This window comes from Vibrio sp. S/42/10, from assembly GCF_029890535.1.
Lineage (GTDB): Bacteria > Pseudomonadota > Gammaproteobacteria > Enterobacterales > Vibrionaceae > Vibrio > Vibrio cyclitrophicus.
Genome location: NZ_JAKMZC010000023.1, coordinates 35,764 through 57,967 on the forward strand (window position 1 = coordinate 35,764; position 22,204 = coordinate 57,967).

General features: G+C 44.6%; 19 protein-coding genes and 1 tRNA gene. 11 read left to right on the plus strand and 9 right to left on the minus strand.

Translation table 11 applies throughout. The features are described 5' to 3' along the window. Window positions 1-4 precede the first annotated feature (4 nt). Genes L8S15_RS19630 through L8S15_RS19650 form a run of 5 tightly spaced genes read left to right on the plus strand, consistent with a single transcriptional unit; the run spans window position 5 to window position 4,076 of the window. Window positions 5-1,204 (plus strand): beta-ketoacyl-[acyl-carrier-protein] synthase family protein, encoded by a 1,200-nt coding sequence (locus L8S15_RS19630; protein WP_016767039.1) that lies wholly within the window; start codon window positions 5-7, stop codon window positions 1,202-1,204. Next, window positions 1,197-1,661: a hotdog family protein gene (locus L8S15_RS19635; RefSeq protein ID WP_016767038.1), complete on the plus strand. Its 465-nt coding sequence runs from the start codon at window positions 1,197-1,199 to the stop codon at window positions 1,659-1,661. Before L8S15_RS19630 ends, L8S15_RS19635 begins: the two co-directional genes overlap by 8 nt. Beyond that, window positions 1,658-2,383, plus strand: coding sequence for a 3-ketoacyl-ACP reductase FabG2 (locus L8S15_RS19640; RefSeq protein WP_016767037.1), 726 nt, complete (start codon window positions 1,658-1,660; stop codon window positions 2,381-2,383). Before L8S15_RS19635 ends, L8S15_RS19640 begins: the two co-directional genes overlap by 4 nt. Further along, window positions 2,380-3,603 (plus strand): beta-ketoacyl-ACP synthase, encoded by a 1,224-nt coding sequence (locus tag L8S15_RS19645; protein WP_016791957.1) that lies wholly within the window; start codon window positions 2,380-2,382, stop codon window positions 3,601-3,603. The genes L8S15_RS19640 and L8S15_RS19645 overlap by 4 nt, the downstream gene beginning before the upstream one ends. An 8-nt stretch (window positions 3,604-3,611) precedes the next feature. Next, window positions 3,612-4,076: an Sbal_3080 family lipoprotein gene (locus L8S15_RS19650; RefSeq protein ID WP_010439209.1), complete on the plus strand. Its 465-nt coding sequence runs from the start codon at window positions 3,612-3,614 to the stop codon at window positions 4,074-4,076. A 121-nt stretch (window positions 4,077-4,197) separates the two neighbouring features. Here the strand turns inward: L8S15_RS19650 and gltX are convergent, their stop codons facing one another. Then, complete coding sequence (gene gltX / locus L8S15_RS19655) at window positions 4,198-5,625, minus strand: glutamate--tRNA ligase (RefSeq protein WP_280574784.1); 1,428 nt, start codon at window positions 5,623-5,625, stop codon at window positions 4,198-4,200. A gap of 331 nt (window positions 5,626-5,956) precedes the next feature. Here gltX and L8S15_RS19660 point away from each other — a divergent pair, with 331 nt between their 5' ends. Both L8S15_RS19660 and L8S15_RS19665 read left to right on the plus strand, forming a co-directional pair. After that, window positions 5,957-8,740, plus strand: coding sequence for a heavy metal translocating P-type ATPase (locus L8S15_RS19660; RefSeq protein WP_280574786.1), 2,784 nt, complete (start codon window positions 5,957-5,959; stop codon window positions 8,738-8,740). Then, window positions 8,730-9,170 carry a DUF411 domain-containing protein gene (locus L8S15_RS19665; RefSeq protein ID WP_010439200.1) on the plus strand — a complete coding sequence of 147 codons (441 nt, stop codon included), beginning with the start codon at window positions 8,730-8,732 and terminating at the stop codon, window positions 9,168-9,170. Before L8S15_RS19660 ends, L8S15_RS19665 begins: the two co-directional genes overlap by 11 nt. A 261-nt stretch (window positions 9,171-9,431) precedes the next feature. On the opposite strand, the gene L8S15_RS19670 is transcribed toward L8S15_RS19665, so the two are convergent. Together L8S15_RS19670 and L8S15_RS19675 are read right to left on the minus strand one after the other, a co-directional pair. Further along, window positions 9,432-10,124 (minus strand): oligogalacturonate-specific porin KdgM family protein, encoded by a 693-nt coding sequence (locus L8S15_RS19670; RefSeq protein WP_010439198.1) that lies wholly within the window; start codon window positions 10,122-10,124, stop codon window positions 9,432-9,434. A 535-nt stretch (window positions 10,125-10,659) separates the two neighbouring features. Continuing rightward, window positions 10,660-13,311: a beta-N-acetylhexosaminidase gene (locus L8S15_RS19675; RefSeq protein ID WP_280574789.1), complete on the minus strand. Its 2,652-nt coding sequence runs from the start codon at window positions 13,309-13,311 to the stop codon at window positions 10,660-10,662. Window positions 13,312-13,716: 405 nt separating this feature from the next. Here L8S15_RS19675 and L8S15_RS19680 point away from each other — a divergent pair, with 405 nt between their 5' ends. After that, window positions 13,717-14,604, plus strand: a complete 888-nt coding sequence (locus L8S15_RS19680) for a TraB/GumN family protein (protein WP_010439194.1) — start codon at window positions 13,717-13,719, stop codon at window positions 14,602-14,604. A gap of 70 nt (window positions 14,605-14,674) precedes the next feature. Here the strand turns inward: L8S15_RS19680 and L8S15_RS19685 are convergent. Continuing rightward, a tRNA-Pro gene (locus L8S15_RS19685) sits at window positions 14,675-14,751 on the minus strand. A 255-nt stretch (window positions 14,752-15,006) separates the two neighbouring features. On the opposite strand from L8S15_RS19685, the gene L8S15_RS19690 reads away from it, so the two are divergent. The 3 genes from L8S15_RS19690 (at window position 15,007) to rluF (ending at window position 17,216) form a co-directional block, all read left to right on the plus strand. Further along, window positions 15,007-15,147, plus strand: a complete 141-nt coding sequence (locus tag L8S15_RS19690; protein ID WP_004736246.1) for a DUF3149 domain-containing protein — start codon at window positions 15,007-15,009, stop codon at window positions 15,145-15,147. Window positions 15,148-15,318: 171 nt separating this feature from the next. Further along, window positions 15,319-15,900 carry a DNA endonuclease SmrA gene (gene smrA, locus L8S15_RS19695; RefSeq protein ID WP_010439191.1) on the plus strand — a complete coding sequence of 194 codons (582 nt, stop codon included), beginning with the start codon at window positions 15,319-15,321 and terminating at the stop codon, window positions 15,898-15,900. Between the two features lie 176 nt (window positions 15,901-16,076). After that, window positions 16,077-17,216, plus strand: a complete 1,140-nt coding sequence (rluF, locus tag L8S15_RS19700) for a 23S rRNA pseudouridine(2604) synthase RluF (RefSeq protein ID WP_010439188.1) — start codon at window positions 16,077-16,079, stop codon at window positions 17,214-17,216. Window positions 17,217-17,322: 106 nt separating this feature from the next. Here rluF and ybaK read toward each other — a convergent pair whose 3' ends face one another. The 5 genes from ybaK to L8S15_RS19725 form a co-directional block, all read right to left on the minus strand. Beyond that, window positions 17,323-17,796: a Cys-tRNA(Pro) deacylase gene (ybaK, locus tag L8S15_RS19705; protein ID WP_280574792.1), complete on the minus strand. Its 474-nt coding sequence runs from the start codon at window positions 17,794-17,796 to the stop codon at window positions 17,323-17,325. A gap of 118 nt (window positions 17,797-17,914) precedes the next feature. Then, window positions 17,915-19,576, minus strand: coding sequence for a bifunctional UDP-sugar hydrolase/5'-nucleotidase UshA (gene ushA, locus L8S15_RS19710; RefSeq protein WP_280574794.1), 1,662 nt, complete (start codon window positions 19,574-19,576; stop codon window positions 17,915-17,917). Window positions 19,577-20,049: 473 nt separating this feature from the next. Continuing rightward, complete coding sequence (kdsA, locus tag L8S15_RS19715; protein ID WP_022570845.1) at window positions 20,050-20,904, minus strand: 3-deoxy-8-phosphooctulonate synthase; 855 nt, start codon at window positions 20,902-20,904, stop codon at window positions 20,050-20,052. A gap of 22 nt (window positions 20,905-20,926) precedes the next feature. Continuing rightward, window positions 20,927-21,736, minus strand: coding sequence for a SirB1 family protein (locus tag L8S15_RS19720; RefSeq protein WP_016791949.1), 810 nt, complete (start codon window positions 21,734-21,736; stop codon window positions 20,927-20,929). Window positions 21,737-21,742: 6 nt separating this feature from the next. Next, window positions 21,743-22,126 (minus strand): SirB2 family protein, encoded by a 384-nt coding sequence (locus L8S15_RS19725; protein WP_009848726.1) that lies wholly within the window; start codon window positions 22,124-22,126, stop codon window positions 21,743-21,745. Between the last annotated feature and the right edge of the window lie 78 nt (window positions 22,127-22,204).

The following is a 22,204-nucleotide window of genomic DNA, read 5'->3' on the forward strand; positions in this document are numbered from 1 at the left end:
CACTATGCCTATTTACATCCAAGATTGTGGTTTCCACTCGGCGCTAGGCTCGAGCGTTGCTGACATTCACGGCTGCCTCAAAGACATACGTAAATCCAATATGGTTGAAGTCAGTGATATGCTGAATGATGGCAAGTCGACTGTCATCGGTAAGGTGACTGGTGAACTGCCTGAAATCCCTCAGCACCTTGCCGAATACGCTACTCGCAACAATCAGTTAGCTTTATCGGCTCTTGAGCAAATCAAAGATTCTATCGAGCAAGCAAAGTCACAATTTGACGCAGATAGAATTGCTGTGATTATCGGCACAAGCACCTCGGGGATTTCTGATGGTGAAGCCGCTTTCAAACATAAATTGGTAAACGGTGAGTTTCCTGAGCACTATCACTACTCAAAACAAGAGCTAGGGAATACCTCTGAGTTTGTTAGTCAATATTGCTCATTAACAGGGCCAAGCTACGCAATCTCGACCGCTTGCTCGTCCAGTGGCCGTGTATTTCTGGCCGCTCAACGCTTGTTGGATTCAGGCATGGCTGATGCTGTGTTGGTTGGAGGTGTAGACACCTTGTGTAAGCTGACGCTCAATGGCTTTCATGGTCTGGAAGCACTTTCGACCACACATTGTCAGCCATTTAGTGCCTCTCGAAATGGCATCAACATCGGTGAAGCAGCGGCATTTATGTTGCTCAGTAAAACAAAAGTGAATGTCGCTGATACAAACCAGAATATACCTAGCATTGCTTTATTAGGCTGTGGTGATAGCTCTGATGCACACCACATTTCAGCGCCCCACCCTGAAGGAAATGGCGCAGAACAAGCTATGAGAAAAGCTTTATATTCTGCACAGTTACAAGCGGATGACATTGGTTACATCAATGCTCATGGCACCGCAACACAGCTCAATGACTCGATGGAAAGCAAAGCCATTCATCGTATTTTTGCAAACAAGGTTCCCGTTAGCTCAACCAAGCCGCTCACCGGGCATACTCTTGGCGCTGCAAGTGCGATAGAGGCTGCAATAGCATGGCATATTTTAAAATATGACTTACCGCTTCCCTTACAAAAATGTCAGGATAAAGCTGAGGATATTGAGATTGATTTGGTAAACTGTGCCCAGAAACTTAAAGTAAAGAACATCTTAAGTAACTCATTTGCTTTTGGTGGCAACAACATTAGCCTGATTTTTGGTGTAGTAAATGACTGATATCCCCTCTGTAGACCAACTTCTCCCACATGATGACCCGATGATATTAATCGATCGTGCCATCAGCGTAGAGGCGTTATCGATTCACTGCCAAGTGGATATTGGAGCACATAACCTGTTCTTTAACGCAGACACTCAAACCGTACCCGCTTATGTTGGTATCGAGTTTATGGCGCAGTCGGTTGCCGCGTGGTCTGGATACCACGCATTAAAAAACAGCACTGCTCCCCCGATCGGCTTCTTGCTGGGTTCTCGCCGTTACAAGTCACTGTGTGATGAGTTCACTCAAGGTCAGACCCTTGATATCTACGCCGAGCAACTGATGGAAGACAGTGGCATGGCTGTGTTTACCGCCCGAGTCGAAGACCAAGGTGAGATAGTGGCTCAATGCCAACTCAACGTCTACGTGCCGACCGAACAAAAATTACAAGAAATGAAAACTAGGAGCCCATCATGACCCGACAGGTTTTAGTCACTGGTGCCAGCAAAGGCATTGGTAAAGCGATCGCTATTCAACTCGCAAAAGACGGATTTGAAATCGCCGTTCATTACATGGGTGACAAACAGGGTGCCGAAGACACATTAAAGTCGATCACTGAGCTCGGTGGTGCTGGACGTCTAATCCAATTTGATATCAGTAATCGCAGCGAATGTCGCGAAACACTTGAGTCAGATATTGCCGAGCATGGCGCTTACTATGGTGTTGTGAATAATGCCGGTATTACTCGTGACACCGCATTTCCAGCCATGACGGAAGAAGAGTGGGACGGCGTTATCCATACCAACCTCGACAGCTTCTACAACGTTCTTCACCCGTGCGTGATGCCTATGGTTCAAAAACGCAAAGGCGGTAGAATTGTTACTCTGGCTTCTGTATCCGGCATCATGGGTAACCGCGGTCAAACCAACTATGCAGCAGCAAAAGCGGGCGTGATTGGCGCAACTAAGTCTCTGGCTTTAGAGCTAGCGAAACGTAAAATCACAGTAAACTGTGTCGCTCCGGGTTTGATCGATACAGGTATGGTGGATGAGCATGTGAAAGATCATGCGCTTCCTCAAGTACCACTGCGTCGAATGGGTGAGCCGGAAGAAGTGGCAGGCCTAGTTAGCTACCTAATGTCTGATATTGCAGGCTACGTCACTCGCCAAGTGATTTCAGTCAATGGAGGCTTAGTATGACCCGCCGCGTTGTTGTAACTGGCATGTCTGGTGTTACCGCGTTTGGTAATGATTGGCAGCACATCGAACCAAAACTGAAAGCGTGTGAAAATGCCACTCAATATATGCCAAGTTTTGAGCAATACGATGGCCTCAACACTAAACTAGCTGCGCCTATTGATGACTTCCAATTACCAAAACACTACAAACGTAAACAGGTTCGAGGCATGGGTCGGGTTTCTCGCTTAGCCACTGTCGCGACTGAAGATGCACTAGAGCAAGCAGGGTTGATTGGACATGATGTTCTAACTAACGGAGAAACGGGCATTGCCTACGGGTCTTCAACCGGCAGTACTGATGCTGTAGGCGCGTTTGGCGTAATGCTCAACGAGAAGTCGACACGAGCGATCACCGCAACAACTTACGTGCAAATGATGCCACACACCGCAGCGGTCAACGTAGGATTGTTCTTTGGCCTGCGCGGCCGCGTGATTCCCACCAGCAGTGCCTGTACTTCAGGAAGCCAAGCGATTGGTTACGCCTATGAGGCGATCAAACACGGCTACCAAACCGTAATGGTTGCCGGTGGTGGTGAAGAGCTATGCCCTACTGAGTCTGCTGTTTTCGATACCCTTTTTGCTACCAGTTTAAAAAACGACACGCCAGAAAAATCCCCTAGTCCTTACGACAGCGAGCGCGATGGCTTAGTTATTGGTGAAGGTGCCGGCACGCTTGTTCTTGAAGAGTATGAACATGCCGTGGCTCGTGGTGCAAAGATCTACGCGGAGATCATCGGCTTTGCCAGCAACTGCGATGCTGCTCATGTGACCCAACCTCAGATGGAAACCATGCAAATCTGTATGGAAAAAGCTCTGAAAGATGCGCAACTTCCGGCAGAAAAAATCGGTTATGTTTCTGCGCACGGTACCGCCACTGAAAAAGGCGATATTGCAGAAAGTAATGCTACGGCGAACATTTTTGGCGAAGTGCCAATCAGTTCATTGAAAAGCTACTTTGGTCATACACTTGGTGCATGTGGTGCGATTGAAGCTTGGTTAAGCCTCGAAATGATGCATTCAGGTTGGTTCAGCCCAACATTGAACCTTGAGAACATCGACGAACGCTGCGGCAAGCTTGATTACATCACAGGATCTGGCCGTGAATTAAATGTTGAATACCTAATGAGCAATAACTTTGCCTTTGGCGGTATCAACACTTCAATCATCTTCAAAAAAATCTAGGATAGATAATGAAAAACTGGTTAGTTGTTGCTGTTGTCGTTTTGCTCGCAGGTTGTAGTGCCCCGAAGTATTCAGGAAATGCACTTCCTGAAGCAAATAACGTCGAAAATATCACTATCGTAGAAGATGTAAAAACACGCAGCATTTTCCTCGATTCCATGCTCGACTGGTGCCTGAACAATCAGGTGAAATGTAAAGTCGTTGCAGACGGTTCAGAACATAACCCAGAGGATATTACGCTTGATTACGTATCTCGCTGGAGTTGGGATTTCAGAACCTTTGTGGCAGACGCCAAGATCTCAGCTTATCAAGATCAACAGCGCGTAGGCAACGTAGAATTTAAGGCGCCCAATAGCGGCAATTTATCAAAGTTTGGCGACGATATCGAACGCATCAAAGCGATGATGGATATCTTGTTCGATAAAAAAACAGCGGCTCAAGCGACCCAACTGATTACTGACGACAAGCTATAACGATTCAACTCTAATCGACACTGTTCTAATCAGCAAAGCTCTAAGCGACGAAGCTCAAGACAAATAAAAAGGGTCAGTAACCAAGTTACTGACCCTTTTTTTAAATCTAGCAATCGCTCAATTAAGCGTTAGCTTCACGCTCAGCGATGAACTCAAGAGCCATCTTGATACGAGCGATTACGCGCTCTTTACCAACAAGCTCCATCACAGCATCAACAGAAGGAGACTGACCACCGCCTGTTACTGCTACACGAAGTGGCATACCGATTTTACCCATGCCGATCTCTAGCTCTTCACATACCGCTGCAATCACACCATCTTTGATGTTTACAGTAGTGAAATCTTCAAGTGCTTCAACCTTAGCAAGAGCAAGTTCTAGTGGGCCTTTAGCAACACCACGTAGGTGCTTCTTAGCTGCGCCAGCTTCAAACTCAGAGAAGTCTTCGTAGAAGTAACGAGACTGCTCAGCAAGTTCGATAAGCGTGTTACAACGCTCGCCAACTAGCTTGATCACTTCAGTGATCGCTGGGCCGTTTGTTATATCGATCTTCTGTGCGTCTAGGTGCCATTGCAGGTATTTTGCAACGTACTCAGGCTCAGAAGTCTTGATGTAGTGGTTGTTCAACCAAAGTAGCTTTTCAGTGTTGAATGCAGATGCAGACTTGCTGATTGCTTTAAGGCTGAAGAACTCAATCATCTCTTCTTGAGAGAAGATCTCTTGGTCACCGTGAGACCAACCTAAACGAACTAGGTAGTTGTTCAGTGCATTTGGTAGGTAACCTTCATCGCGGTATTGCATTACAGAAACAGCACCGTGACGCTTAGAAAGTTTCGCACCGTCATCACCAAGAATCATTGCACAGTGAGCGAAAGTTGGAACTGGCGCGCCTAGTGCTTCGTAGATGTTGATTTGACGAGGTGTGTTGTTGATGTGATCTTCACCACGAACAACGTGTGTAATACCCATATCCCAGTCATCCACTACAACTACGAAGTTGTAAGTTGGAGCGCCGTCTGTACGACGAATGATTAGGTCATCAAGTTGGCTGTTAGAAATTTCAATGCGACCACGAATTTGGTCATCAAATACTACGCTGCCTTCTTTAGGGTTACGGAAACGGATAACGCACGCATCACCTTCTTTTGCTGCTTTGTTTGCTGCAACAATTTTAGGGTGGTTCGCATCGTAACGAGCCATTTCCTTGTTTTCTTCTTGCTCTGTACGAATTTCGTCAAGCAGCTCTTTAGACGCGTAACATTTGAATGCTTTGTCTTCAGCAAGTAGCTTATCAACCATTTCGTTGTAACGGTCAAAACGCTTAGATTGGTAGTAAGGACCTTCATCCCATTCCATACCCATCCATTGCATGCCTTCTAGAATTGCATCAACCGCTTCTTGAGAGTTACGCTCAAGGTCCGTGTCTTCGATACGTAGAACGAATTCACCACCTTGGTTCTTAGCGAATAGCCAAGAGTAAAGTGCAGTACGTGCACCACCAACGTGAAGATAGCCAGTTGGGCTAGGAGCAAAACGAGTTTTAACCGTCATTTAAATACCTTGATTATGTAGGTGATTCTTTTAGTGGGGTCTAATACAAAGTCTGTAATAGCCAAATATCACTAAATTTTGGGCGCTATTTTATCACCACCGCTTAAATCTACAATCAGTAGTGAATGATTAATGCGCGGATCTTGTGCGAAAGCCACTGTAGAAAGGCCAAATTCAGCTTCGATGTAGCAAATCTATAGTCTGAGCCAATAAATTATAGCCACGCTTTTCTTTAACTCCCGCTTATTTCACCAGCGTACCCCACCCATTAATATGCCACTAATATCAAATTCTTGAATTTATGTTTGACCTTACCCTTACGGGAAGGTTTATGTTAGGCGTAGATGAGAATTGGAGTATCGATATGAACCATTACACAACTGCGCTCAACGGCCTAAATTGCATGGGTTGTGCGAAGAAAGTTCGCACACTGTTTGGCGAACTCGACAATACGACGATCAATGATATATCGCCGACATACATCGATATTTCGACTCCTTTTAGTTACGTTCAACTCAACGAAAAGTTAGCGACGCTTGGTTATAGCATGGGCAATAAACTACACCTTTCGTTATCCGGTCTTAGCTGCGGTAAGTGCGTGAGCAAGCTGACTCAAGCACTTGAACACACCGAGCAAATCTCAGACCTAGAAATCAGCAAACATGAATTGTCCTTGGTTACTCTGCTTTCAGAACCCGATCTTATTGAGCTGATCGAAAGCGTGGGTTATCACGCGGCTCCCTACACTGAAGTTAATGAGCCTTTATCTAATTCAGATTCAGAAGACGATAAAAAAACAGCGCCAGTGGAGCCGACACAAGATAAACCTGCTGCTAGCCAATATACCTATCACCTGGTTCTTGAGGGAATGACGTGTGCGAGTTGTGTTTCTTCGGTAGAGAAAGCGCTGAAAAAGAATGAGTTCGTCGACCAAGCTCAGATCAACCTCGCAGAGCAGACAGCCTTGGTCTTCACGTCTAAAAAACGTGACGTCATCGAGAACGCTCTCATAGAATCGGTGAAAAACGCAGGTTATGGTGCCGAGTTCGTTGATGACGCGGCAACTCAACAAAAAAAACAGCAAGAACAACAACTTTGTACTCAACAAGCCTTTCTTAGAAACTCAGTAAGTGCGCTGCTTATCGGTGCTCCGCTAATGGCTTGGGGCGTGTTCGGTGGCAGCATGACCATTGCCACGTTTAACGACCAACTGACTTGGGGCTTGGTTGGTGTCGTTTGTTTGATACTGCTTGCAACCTCAGGTCGCAGCTTCTTCACCAATGCTTGGCAATCTCTGATGCATAAACGTGCGACCATGGATACCTTGGTCGCTCTGGGTACAGGCGCAGCATGGTTCTATTCAATGTTGGTTGTTCTGATCCCATCGTGGTTCCCTGAAGCTTCTCGTCATGTCTATTTTGAAGCCAGCGCCATGATTGTTGGCCTTATTTCTTTGGGTCACTACATTGAAGCCAAAGCCAAAGCACGTACCACTAAGTCTTTACAGGCGCTGATAAACTTACAGCCTCAAAAAGCCGTGGTTATCGTCGATGGTAAAGAGCAAACTATCGCCGTAGAGGTCATCCAAGTCGGTATGCAAGTACGAGTGAAACCGGGAGAAAAAGTCCCTGTCGATGGTGTCGTGGTATCTGGCGAATCTTATATCGATGAGTCGATGCTGACTGGCGAGCCGCTTCCCAACGTTAAATCGATTAATGATGGCGTTTCGGCGGGCACCATTAATGGTGATGGCAGCCTGATCATTGAAGCGACCGGGATTGGCTCAAGCACCATGTTGGCTCGAATCATTCAGATGGTTCGCCAAGCACAAAGCAGCAAGCCTGCGATTGCGAAGCTTGCTGACTCTATTTCTGCTGTTTTCGTACCTGTTGTGGTCGCGATCGCAGCAACTGCTGCCTTAGTTTGGTTTTTGGTCGGCCCGCAACCCAGTGCAAGCTACATGCTTGTGGTATCGACTACCGTGCTGATCATCGCTTGTCCATGTGCCTTAGGCCTAGCAACGCCGCTCTCAATTACTGTCGGCGTTGGCAAAGCCGCTGAGTTTGGCGTTCTGATCAAAGATGCCGATGTGTTGCAATCTGCAAGCAAAATTGATGCTGTCGTGTTTGATAAAACAGGCACCCTAACCCAAGGTAAGCCAACCGTTCAGCAAGCCTTTTATGGCGATTTATTAGAGCAAGAACTGCTAGCGTACGCCTATTCGGTAGAGGTAGGGTCAGAGCATCCATTAGCCAAAGCCGTTTGCCAATATGCAGAGAGCTTACAAGTTTCAGCACTACCCCATAGTGATTTCGAAAATCAACGAGGGCTTGGCGTACAAGCAATAATTAACGGCAAAAACGTTCAAGTCGGCTCTCTAAAGTACCTCACCCAACTCGGCATTGAGACTAAAATTGGCGCGGACTTTGTCGAGCTTTGTCGTACACAAGCATGGACACCCATCTTCGTTGTAATCGATCAAAAACTGGAAGGTATATTTGGCATTTCAGACGCATTAAAAATAGATAGCAAACAAGCCATTGCTCAACTAAAATCCGCCGGAATTCACACCGTGCTATTAACAGGCGACAACGATTCTGTTGCTCAAGCGATAGGTAAAAGTGTCGGTATCGACGAGGTTATCTCGGAGGTGCTTCCAGAGCAGAAAGCTCAGCATATTGTTCAGCTTCAACAACAGTATAAGAGCGTAGCCATGGTCGGAGACGGGATTAACGACGCGCCTGCACTTGCTCAGGCGGATATAGGTATAGCAATGGGCAGCGGCAGCGATGTCGCGATTGAAAGTGCTCAAATGACGCTACTCAACTCGTCGCCCTTATCTGTCAGTAACGCGATAGAGCTGTCCCAAGCGACCGTGAGAAACATGAAGCAAAACCTCTTTGGTGCCTTCATCTATAACTCACTTGGTATTCCTATCGCGGCCGGTGTGCTCTACCCATTTTTCGGATTTCTACTAAGCCCAGTCGTTGCAGGCGCAGCGATGGCGATGTCGTCAATTACAGTAGTGAGCAATGCCAACAGGCTGAGATTGTTCAAGCCCACTCATTCTAATATCAATAAAAACCATATTCATGAGGTCAACCATGATTCGTAAAGTTATGACTCTTACAGCACTCGCTGCAATTTCAGGACAAGCTTTAGCTACTGATGTTTTAAACCACAAATCACCATACTGCGGTTGCTGCACAGAATGGACAGAACATATGCAAGATGCCGGGTTCGATGTTACAGAGAAGCTCCACGATGACATGAATCCAATCAAACAAAAGCTAGGTGTAACGCCAGAGCTTTCCTCTTGCCACACGGCAGAGATCGACGGTTACGTATTTGAAGGGCACATTCCAGCAGAAGACGTGAAGGCCTTTTTAGAAAACCCACCACGCAATGCGATTGGCTTGGCTGTTCCTGGTATGCCTATGGGCTCTCCGGGCATGGAGCATGGCGATAAGAAAGACGAGTATTCTGTGTATGCGTTTAACGAGAAAGGTCAGGTGTTTGAATACCGTCATTACAATGGTAATTAGAGCGTAAATAAACTGACACACAGCAATATTTAAGAAGTTATAAAAATAGAGCCTAGCATTAAGCAAACCCAAGACTGTGGTTTACTTGCTAGGCTCTTTGCTTTTGGACAGTAAAGCAAATCTTATCGCAGCACTAACCGGGCTGTTAGTGCCGCTGTATTTTCGTCGCTAGTTTGCGAATACGCTATTTAACAAAAAGCTAATTAACGAAGAAGCTCACTTGGCCAATAATCTAATCGACTAAACAGCCAAGTGAATCAGCTAGAAGCCGTAAGAAGCACCGAATACGAAGGCGTTGTTCTGCTTAGAGTCGCCGTTTGCGAAATCTACACCGTTAGCTTGGCTACGGAACTCAAAGTAAGGTTGAACGCCTTGACGAGTCCATGTTGCACGTAACTCGTGGTCCATCGCTTCAGCATCAATCATGTATACGTTGTTGTAGCTAAGCGCTAGGTCAGCATTCACTGTGTAAGCAATGCGGTTATCCATGCGGTAGTCTGTGTCAGCATCAGCAGAAGTATCGTCAATGTGTGCACGAGTACGGTTACTAATAGAGATACCGTTATCGAAGTTGTAACCAATCTTAACTAGTGGACGGAACTGAATGCTCTCACCCGCAGAGAATAGGTGTTGGTAACCAGCAGCAACCCATAGGTTGTCAGTAATGTTGAAAGATTGCTCACCACCGACAGTGATGCCAGGAGTAGTATTACCTGCACCGCCATTTTCAGATTCAAGTTTACCCAGTTGGATGCCATCAAACTCAGAGTAAACCGTGAAGCCGCCTAGAGAGTTGTCAAACGTGTGACCAGCTTCTAGCGTAGAGGTCATGTCAGAACCGTGAATACGGCCATCGTCATGAATTTGGATGTTACCTGTTACGTAAGAAGAACCAGCAAAAGCACTAGAAGCGAAAGCAAGAGAAAGAGCACTTAGAGCGATAATTTTTTTCATAGTAAACTGCCTTAGTTTGATTTTTCAGCGGCATATCTTCGGTACATCATTCACCTTCACCGCTTGAGTAGTTGGTCGCCTCCCTGGCATGAAATCTATGTTGCTCGAATTAATTTGCGTTTCAAAATAAAAGAGTAGGCAGAGTGATCTCTCTCACTATCAAAAAACAACAACTTATTTAACAGATTAAAATCAGTCACTTAAAAACATAAAAATTGATAAAAAACTCAAGATGGAAAAATGTACAGATCGGGATCACATTATTTTACGGTGCGAAATTAGATTCAGTAAGTTGAATCACATTTGATTTAGAGTTTTTTATGAAGGACTTATTTTTTGAAGAGAATAATGAGAAGTGCGTCACTTTTGTGATGAACCTCATCTTATGTGCACTGTTGACGTTATAAACCAAGACGGTTTCTATATGTTTCCGTTTTGGATGAGAGCCTAATTCGCAACAAACAAAAAGAGCTCCCACTTTTTACCTTGAGTAAGATAATAACGAGGGAGCTCTTCTATTAATGTTGCTTATCGATTATTTAACTGAGGTTACTCGACTTACTTTCTCGCCACTTTCAGAGATAGAGCGGATGTAAGTTTCGCCAGAAACCGATGGACGTTGTTGCTCATCGTACGTTAACCAGTTTTCGCCATCAGCAGAGTACTGAAGCTCTACGCCTGGGAATTGAACGTTCATCGCTAGCTTGCCATCCACAACCTGAGCGCCCGGTACTGGTAGTCGATAATCAATGCCTGCTTTCTCAAGCTTAGCTAGTTCACGTTGACCAACAATATTCGCAAAGCGATTAAAGTCGCTGTTTAGAGCCTGCTTATTCACTAAGTTGGTTTCTTGAGAGTACTCAACGCCCACTTTGTAGTCATTTTCCCAATCAGCTCGGTGCCATGCGCGCTCTGCTGCTGCAAGTACGCGAGGGAATACCATGTATTCATACTGCTCGTCGGTACGTACTGTTTCAGACCAAAGCTGTGCAGACAAACCATAGAAAGGTTTCGCTTCAATTTCGCCTTTACCAGAGAAGCCATTGCCGTCACGGTCTAATGATGTTTCTGCGTTTTGTGGCATGTTTTCTGGTGCGAAGCCAAACATCTTACGTGTATCTGTTGCACGCGTTGCCCAGTAGTAACCGCGCTCTGCAGCATCAACTTCGTATGGCATATCCATGTATACGTAGTCCGGGTTAGAGACAATCACGTCATACCCTTTAGCTGACCAGTCGTATACTGATGAAGTTCCGCCCCAGTAAAGAACGTCCCAGAAGTTTACGCGAGTGCTTTCGGTTGCAAATGCTTTCTCGCCTTCGCTGTATTTAAGGCCATCTTGCCATGCTTGGAAGTGAGGGATGCCTTTGTCAGCAACAATCTTAGATACCTGCTCTGCAAAGTGACTTGGCAAATGACCGAAGTCGCTTACCGTTCCATCAGTGATCAAAGACTGACACTGTGGAGACTGTTGGAATGGCTTATCTTGCTTAGACAAATCGATGTTGCCTTTCCAAGCCACTTTATCTTCTGCATTAATATCTTGTAAGCCAGCGCCTAACTTGATGTTTTTCGCTTCATCGCCGCCGAAGTGCCAAGTCGTTAGTGGAACGCCCGCTTCTTGGTGCATTGCTGCCACTTCAGAGATCACTTTATCAACAAAGTGAGATGAAGATTCCATACATGGATTAATGAAGCTTTGCTTATCGTAGAACTGAACAGTCGTCACGTTCGATGTATCTTGTGGATCCATCAAGCGGTATTCATTTGCTTCCGCTTCTTTACCATCCGCCATTAGGCGAGTGTAACGCGCTTCCATCGATACCACAGCAGAACGAGCGTGTGCTGGCATATCAATTTCTGGAATTACTTCGATGCTGCGCGCTTTGGCGTAGCTTAAAATCTCGACGTAATCCGCTTTACTAAAGAAACCAGAGCCAAAGTTGTCTGTTGTTGGACCTGAACCTAGCTGAGGCAGTAAACAGCTTTGCTCTTCCAAATCAAAACAACGATTAGACCCTACATCCGTTAGCTCTGGTAAACCTGGGATTTCTAAACGCCAGCCTTCATCATCTGTTAAGTGAAGGTGCAGTTTATTCATCTTGTATGCCGCCATTTGATCTAGCGTTGCTAGGATGGCATCTTTTGAGTGGAAGTTTCGAGCAACATCCACCATCACACCACGGTAATCGAAACGTGGCGCATCTTTGATCGACAGTTGTGGTAATGATTCAGCGTTCTGACTGTCTATTAGGCCAAAAATAGACTGAACTGCGTAGAAAGCACCTGTTTTATCAAACGCTTTAATCGCAATCCCCTCTTCCGAGATGCTTAGTTCATAAGCGCCAGATTTTGCTAAATCACCCGTAAACTGAGTAGGAACAACGGTAACACTTACTGGAAGGTCACCACTCACATCTACGTTTACCACATCTGCACGTTCTTCAATTGCAGCGAACTGATCAGCATCGAATACGTCTTTTGGTAGGGCAATACCACCAGCAATGCTGACTGAACCTTCACCCGCTTCCACCGACATTGGCGTTGGTAATAGCGTTGTTGATACGTCTTGCGTTGCTAGATCCGCATTCTTTTCGAAACGTGTCACCGCTGTAGCCATTACGTTATTGTCATCAGGTGTACGTTTAAGGTTGTTACCCTCTAGGCCCGTTACGAATGACGCGACATCTTCCGTATTCAATGAAGCAATCATCTTAGGTTCTGCGTTTGGCGCGGTTACGAATGCACCTGGCATAAAGTCGGTTTCAAACAGTTGCCAGTATTCACTCGTCAGTGGAAGAATCACTTCTTCACCAGCCGCAAAACCATCGAACTTATCTGTAGGCTCTAGTTTGTGTAGGTCACCCGTTACACGAGTGATTTTAAACTGTTCGTTATCAACATCTAAAATAAGGCGAATACTGTGGAAGTAGATAGTCCAATCTTTCGAATCAATCGCTTCACCGTCATTGGTCAAGGTCATGTTCACTTTATTACATGACGCCCACTCAGCACCTAAGTCCTGACAAGCCATACCCTCATTCGCACCGTGATTGGTTAGGATTTCATATCGCACGTCAAGGTTATCAGCCAGTGCATTAACAACCCGTTGCTCAGGTGCTTGCATTACTGCACAACCCGTCAAGCCAGCCAATACTGCTACAGATAGTAAGTTTCTCTTCAACATCGTATTCACCCATTAATTTAAAAATTGAGTCAGAAGCAAAGTGGAGCGCTTCGAAAGTTAGATAAACTATATGGGCTTATTTTTTGCCGTGAATTAAATCAGGCCAATTCAGTGATCAGCTTCAAATCTAAAAAATATTGATAAATTTAATTGCAATAAAATCATCAAGTTACGATTAACGACACTTCCGTCACTTTTATTTTGACGTAATAACTGAGAATTAAATCACAATCTTTTCAAAGGATTTCATAAAATCATGTCGTTGATAGAGAGAAAGGTTTAACAGTTTGTTGGTGTTGTTATACTTTTCGTACAAACAACGTGACATCGTTCTCAAAAAAAACCGTTAAAAAACTCCGTCAAAACCCTTTTTAACGAGTTTATTTCTTTCTAAAGGAGCTCTCTTTGCGCACATTCTTGTACTTTACGTTACTCACTCTCGCCTTTTCCGCAAAGCAAGCGGTCGCCGAACCTCTTTATTGGCAAGCAAAAAAGGATGATTTGACGCTCACTATCCTAGGATCGATACATGTAGGTAACGAGAGCATGTACCCGCTTCCCACACAGATCACTGACACGTTGAAAAAGAGTGACGGGCTAATTGTCGAAACGGATGTCAGAAAGTCAGAGGGCGTTGTATATCCCACGCCTAAAGTGACTACGAGTGATGTATTAAACGAAGAGCAAGAACAAATGCTGGTCGACATAACAAAGTCATTAGACATGCCAACTCAGCAACTACTTAATGCCCCACCTTGGGCGACAGCGATATCGATACAAATGCAACAGTTGAAGAATCTTGGCTACGCATCGGCCGGCGGTGTTGATGCTACTTTGGCTTACAAGGCGACGATTCAAGATGTGCCTGTTATCAGCTTAGAGCCTCTACAATTTCAAATAGATCTAATTTCAGGACAAAAAGATTCTGGTAAAGAATGGTTAACGACTAGCCTCGAACAATTCGATCATATTGATGACGACACTCACTGCTTAATCGAGAGTTGGAAAGCGGGAGATATAGCGAAACTAGAGCAGTTTGCGAAACTGTCGGAAATGCCACATGACCTAGAAAAAGCATTCCTAACCGATCGAAATATCGACTGGGCAAACAAGCTCTTCGCTAATGATTGGAAACTGGATTCAAAGGGACACTACTTGCTCGTCGTTGGTACTTTACACCTCATCGGAGAAGGCAACCTTTTACAGTTATTAGAAGAGAAAGGTTTCATTGTCACTCAACAATCACAAAGCCAACAAGCCGAGTGTCAATTTGAGGTAGATGCAAAAAACTAGCGAGGTTCAAACCCCATTTTCAATGCTCTGAAACGACGAAAGCCTGCTCAATGAGCAGGCTTTCTAAATGTGGTCGGTGAAGAGGGATTCGAACCCCCGACCCTCTGGTCCCAAACCAGATGCGCTACCAAGCTGCGCTATTCACCGAGATATCTAACGGGCTGTTTGCCTGTCGATGAAGCGTATAATACGGATTCTGAATTTATGCGCAAGAGCTTTTTTCACTCTTTTTTACAATATCGAATCGTTCGAACAAAAGACGTACAACTCCAATGCCAATGTGACGAAAAACACACAGTTGCCAACAAGTATTTAACTTATGAAACAGGATTGATCCAGATCAGTAAATTGATAACACCAGTTAATACACTAAGCCGTGTCATATAACTTTGAGGTATACACATGGACTTTTGGCTAGAACTCCTATTTGGTAATGCAGTGGGACTATCTTCAATGATAGTAATATTCGGGGCTCTAGGTCTCATGATGTTCTATGGAGGCTTCTTCATCTACAAAGTTATGACCGAAAAATCTCCTCACTAGAATCGCTCAACCTGGATCATTTACTTTTAAGTATCATTTTCTTGATAAATAAATGTTAAAACGCTTTGCACCGGAGTAGATATCTCTTGCCTGCTCCGGTTTTTTCATTTTCAAACCCTGTCTCAACTTAGGTATACTTACCCTATCCTTCTCCAACTTGAGATGAACACTATGTCTCATGATGACGACTTAGAGTTATTCCAACAAATGATGGGCGATGTTAAGCGTATCGACCATGACACCGCTGAACATCAAAAGGTACATAGAGTTACCGAATCTCACCTTGCCAAGCGTGAAGCCGCGATGTGGCTGTCTGAGGATGAAAAAGATTACCTTTCACTCGACTATTCTCCAATGGTCAAACCAGACGACGTCATTGCTTATAAGAAAGATGGCGTACAAGAAGGCGTATACAAAAAGCTGCGCTTAGGAAAATATCCTATTCAAGCCAAACTCGACCTTCATAGAAAAACACTGAAAGACGCTCGTAACGAAGTGCTCTCATTTTTACGCCAGTGTTTAAGAATGGATGTTCGCACCGTCATCATTGTTCACGGTAAAGGTGAGCGCTCAAATCCACCAGCTATGATGAAAAGCTACGTGGCGAATTGGCTCATGCAAATTAACGATGTTCAATGTGTTCATTCTGCTCAGCAATTTCATGGTGGTACTGGCGCAGTGTACGTAATGCTCAGAAAGAGCAATGACAAAAAGCTAGAGAACAGAGAGCGCCATCAAAAACGCACCAGTTAACTCGTTGAAACAGATAAGTACCTGATAGCGATTTTGCATCAAGATCGATATTTAGTGCCTAGACTCACACCAAGTGCTAAAATTGTCTTTAGTTAACGAACCCCAACTCAAAGCAACTATCCAAAGGTTGCTTTTTGTTTATCTATATTTCCGTTGTGAAACGCTAAGAGAATATCATGTCACAAGAATCCCAAGCTAAACGCCTTAATAAATACATCAGTGAAACTGGCTTTTGCTCACGCCGCGAAGCCGACAAACTCATTGATGCAGGCCGAGTTACTATTAACGGTAAGATCCCTGAAATGGGTACTAAAGTCTTGCCCGGTGATGATGTTGAGATCGACAATAAACCTGTTCGCTCAAAAGAGAAGCCGATCTACATTGCTCTTAATAAACCAACAGGCATCACCTGCACCACTGAACGTGATATTCCTGGCAACATCGTCGACTTTATCGGCCACCACAAACGTATTTTCCCTATTGGTCGTCTAGATAAACCTTCTGATGGTCTTATCTTCTTAACTAACGATGGCGATATCGTAAACAAAATCCTACGTGCAGGTAACAACCACGAGAAAGAATACGTGGTCCGTGTAGACAAACCAATTACGACTGAGTTTTTGAAGCAAATGGGCGCTGGCGTTCATATTCTCGATACTGTTACCTTGCCATGTAAGGTAGAGAAAGAGACTAAGTTCTCGTTCCGAATCACACTAACGCAAGGCCTTAACCGCCAAATTCGCCGTATGTGTGAAGCTCTGGGTTATGAAGTATTTAAGCTGCGCCGTGTTCGTATTATGAACATCTCACTAGACGGTATTCCTAACGGAAAATGGCGCTACCTGAGCGACGAAGAGATCACTGAAATTTTAGCGATGTGTGAAGGCTCTGTAAGTACTGAAGACGCGTCAAAAATGAACGCTAAGGGCCAACGCATTCGTAAAGCGACAGACGCAAAACTTTTCGACAGCCGTGAAGAAAACCAAACTTCCACAGCGCGCCGCAATCAAAACGAAAATCGTACTCGCACCTATCGTGGTAACAATGCGGACGAATTCCGTCATGCACCTAACTCGAAACGAGGCCGTAATTCATCGAATGGTGAAAGCAGTGGCGGTGGCAATACCGAGAACTGGAAATCAAACTCTCGTTCAGAGCGTTCTAATTCAGATAAAAGCCGTTCGGATCGCAATCGCACAGATCGCGACAATAACGAACGTAGAAGCGGTAAGCCGACAAACCGCAGCCAAGATTCAAACAGACCGAACAAACCAGCTGCTAAACGTGTTGGTGGTACTTTAGGCCTGAAAAAGTAGTCACAACCCTTTCCGGTGGACTGTCGATAAAGAAACGCCCGCTAGATTAGTCTAGCGGGCTTTTTTATTTGTGAGTATGTACGTTTATCGTTATGGAAAGTACAAGCTACAGGCATAGTTCCGCAAACTGGCCACGCGTAAGTAGTACTAAGTCTTTCGGATCTAACTCTATCTCTAATCCTCTCTTCCCTGCACTCACACATATCGTTTCAAAATCGGTAGCGCTGGAATGCACAAAGGTAGGCAATGCTTTTTTCTGACCAAGAGGACTGATTCCTCCCACCACATAACCTGTCGTTTTCTGAGCAATATCAGGATCAGCCATCTCTGCTTTTTTACCTTTCGCCACTTTTGCTGCCAACTTTAGATTTAGCTTCTGGTCGACGGGAATAACGGCAACCGCCAAAATTTTCGCCACGCCATTCAAACAGAACAAGAGCGTTTTGAATACACGTTTGGGATCTTGACCAAGCGCTTCAACGGCTTCTAATCCATAGTTCGTGTTATTCGCATCATGATGATACTGATGCACGGTATGAACAATTTTCTTTTTCTTGGCAAGGTTGATTGCAGGGGTCATAACAAAATCCAAACGATAGATAAACACAAAGCGACGCCGAGGCGTCGCTTTAGTTAAATTTATCATGGTGCTAGAGTCAATCTAATTTAGCACCTATTGACTCATCAACTGGGGTCAATTACTTATAAACCATTTGACCAGAAGGTGCGTACTTGTTCACGTCAACCGGGCTGTTCGCTTCTAGGTACTCTTTTAGTACTTCAGCATCAACAAAACCTGTGTTCACAAAGCCAGGGTGATCAGATAATTTAGGGTAACCATCACCGCCAGCAGCGTTAAAGCTTGGCACTGTGAAGCGGTAAGTTTCGTCTAAACGAAGTTGCTTACCACCGATAAACACATTCGATACTTCACCGTTTTCTACTGTCATTGAGATACCAGCAAACTGAGCGTAAGCACCAGAATCGATTGGTTTAGTTGCCACGACATTTAGGTAATCTAGAACTTCTTTACCCGTCATGTCCGTGTAAGTCAGGATATTTGCAAAAGGTTGTACCTTCAGCACATCTTTGTAAGTGACATTACCTGCTTCAATTGAGTCACGTACGCCACCAGAGTTCATCACAGCAAAGTCTGCTTTTGCACGCTCCATGTGAGAAGTCGCAATCAAACGACCTAGGTTAGTTTGTTGGAAACGCACCACGTTACGATCACCTTCAAGCTTGCCATTTGTCTCTGCAATTTGAACTTCTAGCTGTGCTTGACCTTGCTCTTGGAAAGGACGTAGGAATTCAAGCAACTCTGGATCTTGTGCGATTTCATCTTGAATAAGAACACGTTGCTTCTTACCGTCAATCTTAACTTTCTTCTTAAGGTTAACTGGAACCAGATCGTAGCTCACCATCTCTAGTTCGCCGTTACGGAACTCGTAATCAGCACGGCCTACGTACTTGCCCCACTCATGAGCTTGAACGATGTAAGTACCGTTTTGAACGTCTGGCTTACACTCATCACCCGGCTTGAAGTTTTTCTTCGCAACGTTAGGGCCTTCCATACATACAGGCTCTTGAGAGTGACCACCAACGATCATGTCTAGGTCACCTTCGTTTAGGTAACGAGCAAGTGCTACATCACCCGGAGCGTTAACCCCACGCTGGCCGTTTTCGTAGTGACCCATGTGAGTCACAGCGAAGATTAAATCTGGCTTTTCTGTTTCTTTAAGTTCCGCGATCAGCTTCTTCGCTTCTTCTTTAGGGTCACGGAAGTCAATGCTCGCGATAAACTCAGGGTTACCGATTTTTGCCGTGTCTTCAGTGGTCAAGCCGATAACCGCAATCTTAATACCTTGCTTTTCAAACATCTCGTAAGCTTGGAACTTGCGTTCGCCTGTTGCTTTATCGTAGATATTTGCAGATAGCATTGGGAAATTAGCCCAGTTGATCTGCTTTTGTAGTACGTCTAATGAGTTATCAAACTCGTGATTACCCAATGCCATTGCATCGTAACCAATTTTATTCATACCTTTGAAATCAGGTTCCGCATCCTGCAAATCTGACTCTGGTACACCAGTGTTGATGTCACCGCCAGATAGAAGCAACACGCTACCGCCTTCAGCTTCAACTTCTGCGCGAAGTTGATCAACTAGCGTTTTACGTGCAGACATGCCGTATTCGCCGTATTTGTTCTGCCAGAAACGACCATGGTTGTCGTTTGTGTGAAGAATCGTTAGCTTGTAAGTTTCGTCTTGGTTCCAATCATGGGTTGATTGAGACGCACACCCAGCTAATGTCGCTAGGATTGCAGCACTGAGTGCTGTCTTTAGAATAAGGCGTTGCTTCATTGTCATACCTTTGAACTTTTTAGGGGAATCCACTGCTTTTTTATGACCTATTGCGACCCTTTCCTAGAGTTCGAACAATAAGACTTCAACATGACTTATATTAAATTAACATTCTGGATGTAACACGACGATTTCATATTTATGTCGAATTGGTCACGCATAGATCAATAGTTAAGTGTAACAAATTTATGAGATTACACTCAAACTTCCCCTGCATCACAGGCAATCGTTTACTTACAAAGTGTGATGCATGTCAGCAATTTACAACTTACAGGACAGACCTCACACTCATGCACTCATTTTTGGAGATATTACACGCTTCATTAACAACTCTTTAAACTAGAACATGACCTCAACGCAGATTCTAGATAAAAAAACGCCCACTTCGAAAAGTGGGCGTTTTTTGTTTCGACTGGTGTTAAATAACTGCCTCAGCTATTTAGCATATCAACGAACGACTTAATTTTAATCAACTACTTGATATCAATATGATCGAAGCCTTTGATAAGGTCATCAAGTGCTTTCATCTGCTTCAAGAACGGCTCTAGCTTATCTAGAGGTAGCGCTGAAGGACCATCACAACGAGCTTGATCTGGGTTAGGATGCGCCTCAAGAAACAGACCAGCAACTCCTGTAGCCAGACCTGCTTTAGCAAGCTCTACAGTTTGCTCACGACGACCACCAGATGCAGCACCTGATGGGTCACGCATTTGAAGCGCGTGAGTCACATCGAATATGATTGGGCTGCCGTTCGACGATTTTTTCATCACGCCAAAACCTAGCATATCAACGACTAGGTTGTCATAGCCCATGCAAGAACCACGTTCACAAAGAATGATATTATCGTTACCGCATTCGGCAAACTTGTCGACAATGTTGCCCACTTGATCTGGGCTCATGAACTGAGGCTTCTTCACATTGATAACCGCGCCAGTCTTAGCCATTGCTTCAACAAGGTCAGTTTGACGAGCAAGGAACGCAGGAAGCTGGATTACATCAACCACATCTGCAACTGGCTGAGCTTGTGCTTCAGTGTGAATATCAGTGATGATCTTCACGCCAAAGGTATCTTTCAGCTCTTGGAAGATTTTGAGACCTTCTTCCATACCAGGACCACGGTATGAGTGAACAGAGCTGCGGTTCGCTTTATCAAAAGACGCCTTAAATACATAAGGGATGCCCAGCTTCTCTGTTACTTTCACGTAGTGCTCACAGATCTGCATAGCAAGATCGCGAGATTCAAGAACGTTCATGCCCGCAAATAGCGTAAATGGCTTATCGTTAGCAATTGGCATATCGCCAATGTGAACTATTTTCTGTTCCATCATATTCTCTCTAAATAATAATTAATTAGTGAACGACGACGGTTTTTTCCGTCATGACATTCACTTGAGATTTGAGTAACTCAGATGCAGGGTCATCTGGGCATTGATCAATAAAGTACTGATAATCGGTGGCGGCAATCTGGTGACAATCCAGTTGCTGATAGATGAAACCACGGTCACGGATTTCATATGGATCATCTGGCACAAACGTCAAAGCAAGATCGGTACACTTCAATGCAAGCGTATAACGTTCTTCTCTCAGCAATGCACTTTTCAATAAAGCCAACCACTTACCAATAATGGTTGGGTGGTCTGCGACTTTCAAATGCTCACTTTTAAGCTTAGCCAATGGGCCATCATGGCCAATTAACCATGCTCGTAACGTTTGCTGACCAACATACTCGCCATTGTAAGGATTAATATAGACCGGAGTTTGGCCATACCAACTGACTTTAAGCAGAAACTGAGTCGGAAAAGAGACACCCTCTACAGGAAAGCCTAGCTTGCGACCAAGAAAAAGGAAGATTGCCCCAAGACTGACTGGGATCCCTTTCTTTCTCTCAAGTACTTTATCGATAAACGCGTTTTCCGATGAGAAGTAAGCGTCTTTATCGCCAGCGAAGCCCCACTCGTAAAAGAATAATCGAATAAAAGATTCAAACTTCTGTTGCTCGTCGGTTTCATTAACTAATGCAAACTCAGCGTCTTTTAATAATCTTGCGAGCTCTTGCTCTGCCCAACTATCTTGAGTTTCAGGGTCAATGGCCTTATTTAAGATCAATGCACCTTCAGCAAGTTCTAGCTGGTCAAAGTCTTCATCAAAAAATTCGTACATACGTCATTAACCGAAAAATGTTGGAGTCTTTGTCATTGCGATTTTGCCTGCCATTGCTAGCCAGCCTAGAGCTCCAAAGAATGAGAAAACTCTCAATAGCTTGTTCTTACCTAACTTAAGCGCAAAGAAACCTAATGCGATGTAAGCCATTACACAGGTTAGTTTTTCGGTTAACCATGGTGCCGCTGGTGTAAATGGAATAAAGCCAGTAATAAAAATCAAACCAATACCCGATAGCAACAGTAGCGAGTCATTGATATGAGGGAAACGCTGCAAGAAAGGATGCTTAAGCTTCGGTGAGTTAGCCATCATCAGAGCGAAACGGATCGAAAGAAGTAGCGCGCTTATAGCAATCGTTAGTAGGTGAAAATGTTTTAAACCTTCGTACATGGTATTCCTTTATATTTTTATATGTGCTTTCGTTAACACGTGCCACACAATACCCGTTAATGCCCTGCATTTCTGCGT

Bases quoted from the DNA above. Each gene is read 5' to 3' on its own strand.
- L8S15_RS19630 (WP_016767039.1), top strand. From the start codon at position 5: ATGCCTATTTACATCCAAGATTGTGGTTTCCACTCGGCGCTAGGCTCG.
- L8S15_RS19635 (WP_016767038.1), top strand. From the start codon at position 1,197: ATGACTGATATCCCCTCTGTAGACCAACTTCTCCCACATGATGACCCG.
- L8S15_RS19640 (WP_016767037.1), top strand. From the start codon at position 1,658: ATGACCCGACAGGTTTTAGTCACTGGTGCCAGCAAAGGCATTGGTAAA.
- L8S15_RS19645 (WP_016791957.1), top strand. From the start codon at position 2,380: ATGACCCGCCGCGTTGTTGTAACTGGCATGTCTGGTGTTACCGCGTTT.
- L8S15_RS19650 (WP_010439209.1), top strand. From the start codon at position 3,612: ATGAAAAACTGGTTAGTTGTTGCTGTTGTCGTTTTGCTCGCAGGTTGT.
- gltX (WP_280574784.1), bottom strand. From the start codon at position 5,625: ATGACGGTTAAAACTCGTTTTGCTCCTAGCCCAACTGGCTATCTTCAC.
- L8S15_RS19660 (WP_280574786.1), top strand. From the start codon at position 5,957: ATGTTAGGCGTAGATGAGAATTGGAGTATCGATATGAACCATTACACA.
- L8S15_RS19665 (WP_010439200.1), top strand. From the start codon at position 8,730: ATGATTCGTAAAGTTATGACTCTTACAGCACTCGCTGCAATTTCAGGA.
- L8S15_RS19670 (WP_010439198.1), bottom strand. From the start codon at position 10,124: ATGAAAAAAATTATCGCTCTAAGTGCTCTTTCTCTTGCTTTCGCTTCT.
- L8S15_RS19675 (WP_280574789.1), bottom strand. From the start codon at position 13,311: ATGTTGAAGAGAAACTTACTATCTGTAGCAGTATTGGCTGGCTTGACG.
- L8S15_RS19690 (WP_004736246.1), top strand. From the start codon at position 15,007: ATGGACTTTTGGCTAGAACTCCTATTTGGTAATGCAGTGGGACTATCT.
- smrA (WP_010439191.1), top strand. From the start codon at position 15,319: ATGTCTCATGATGACGACTTAGAGTTATTCCAACAAATGATGGGCGAT.
- rluF (WP_010439188.1), top strand. From the start codon at position 16,077: ATGTCACAAGAATCCCAAGCTAAACGCCTTAATAAATACATCAGTGAA.
- ybaK (WP_280574792.1), bottom strand. From the start codon at position 17,796: ATGACCCCTGCAATCAACCTTGCCAAGAAAAAGAAAATTGTTCATACC.
- ushA (WP_280574794.1), bottom strand. From the start codon at position 19,576: ATGAAGCAACGCCTTATTCTAAAGACAGCACTCAGTGCTGCAATCCTA.
- kdsA (WP_022570845.1), bottom strand. From the start codon at position 20,904: ATGATGGAACAGAAAATAGTTCACATTGGCGATATGCCAATTGCTAAC.
- L8S15_RS19720 (WP_016791949.1), bottom strand. From the start codon at position 21,736: ATGTACGAATTTTTTGATGAAGACTTTGACCAGCTAGAACTTGCTGAA.
- L8S15_RS19725 (WP_009848726.1), bottom strand. From the start codon at position 22,126: ATGTACGAAGGTTTAAAACATTTTCACCTACTAACGATTGCTATAAGC.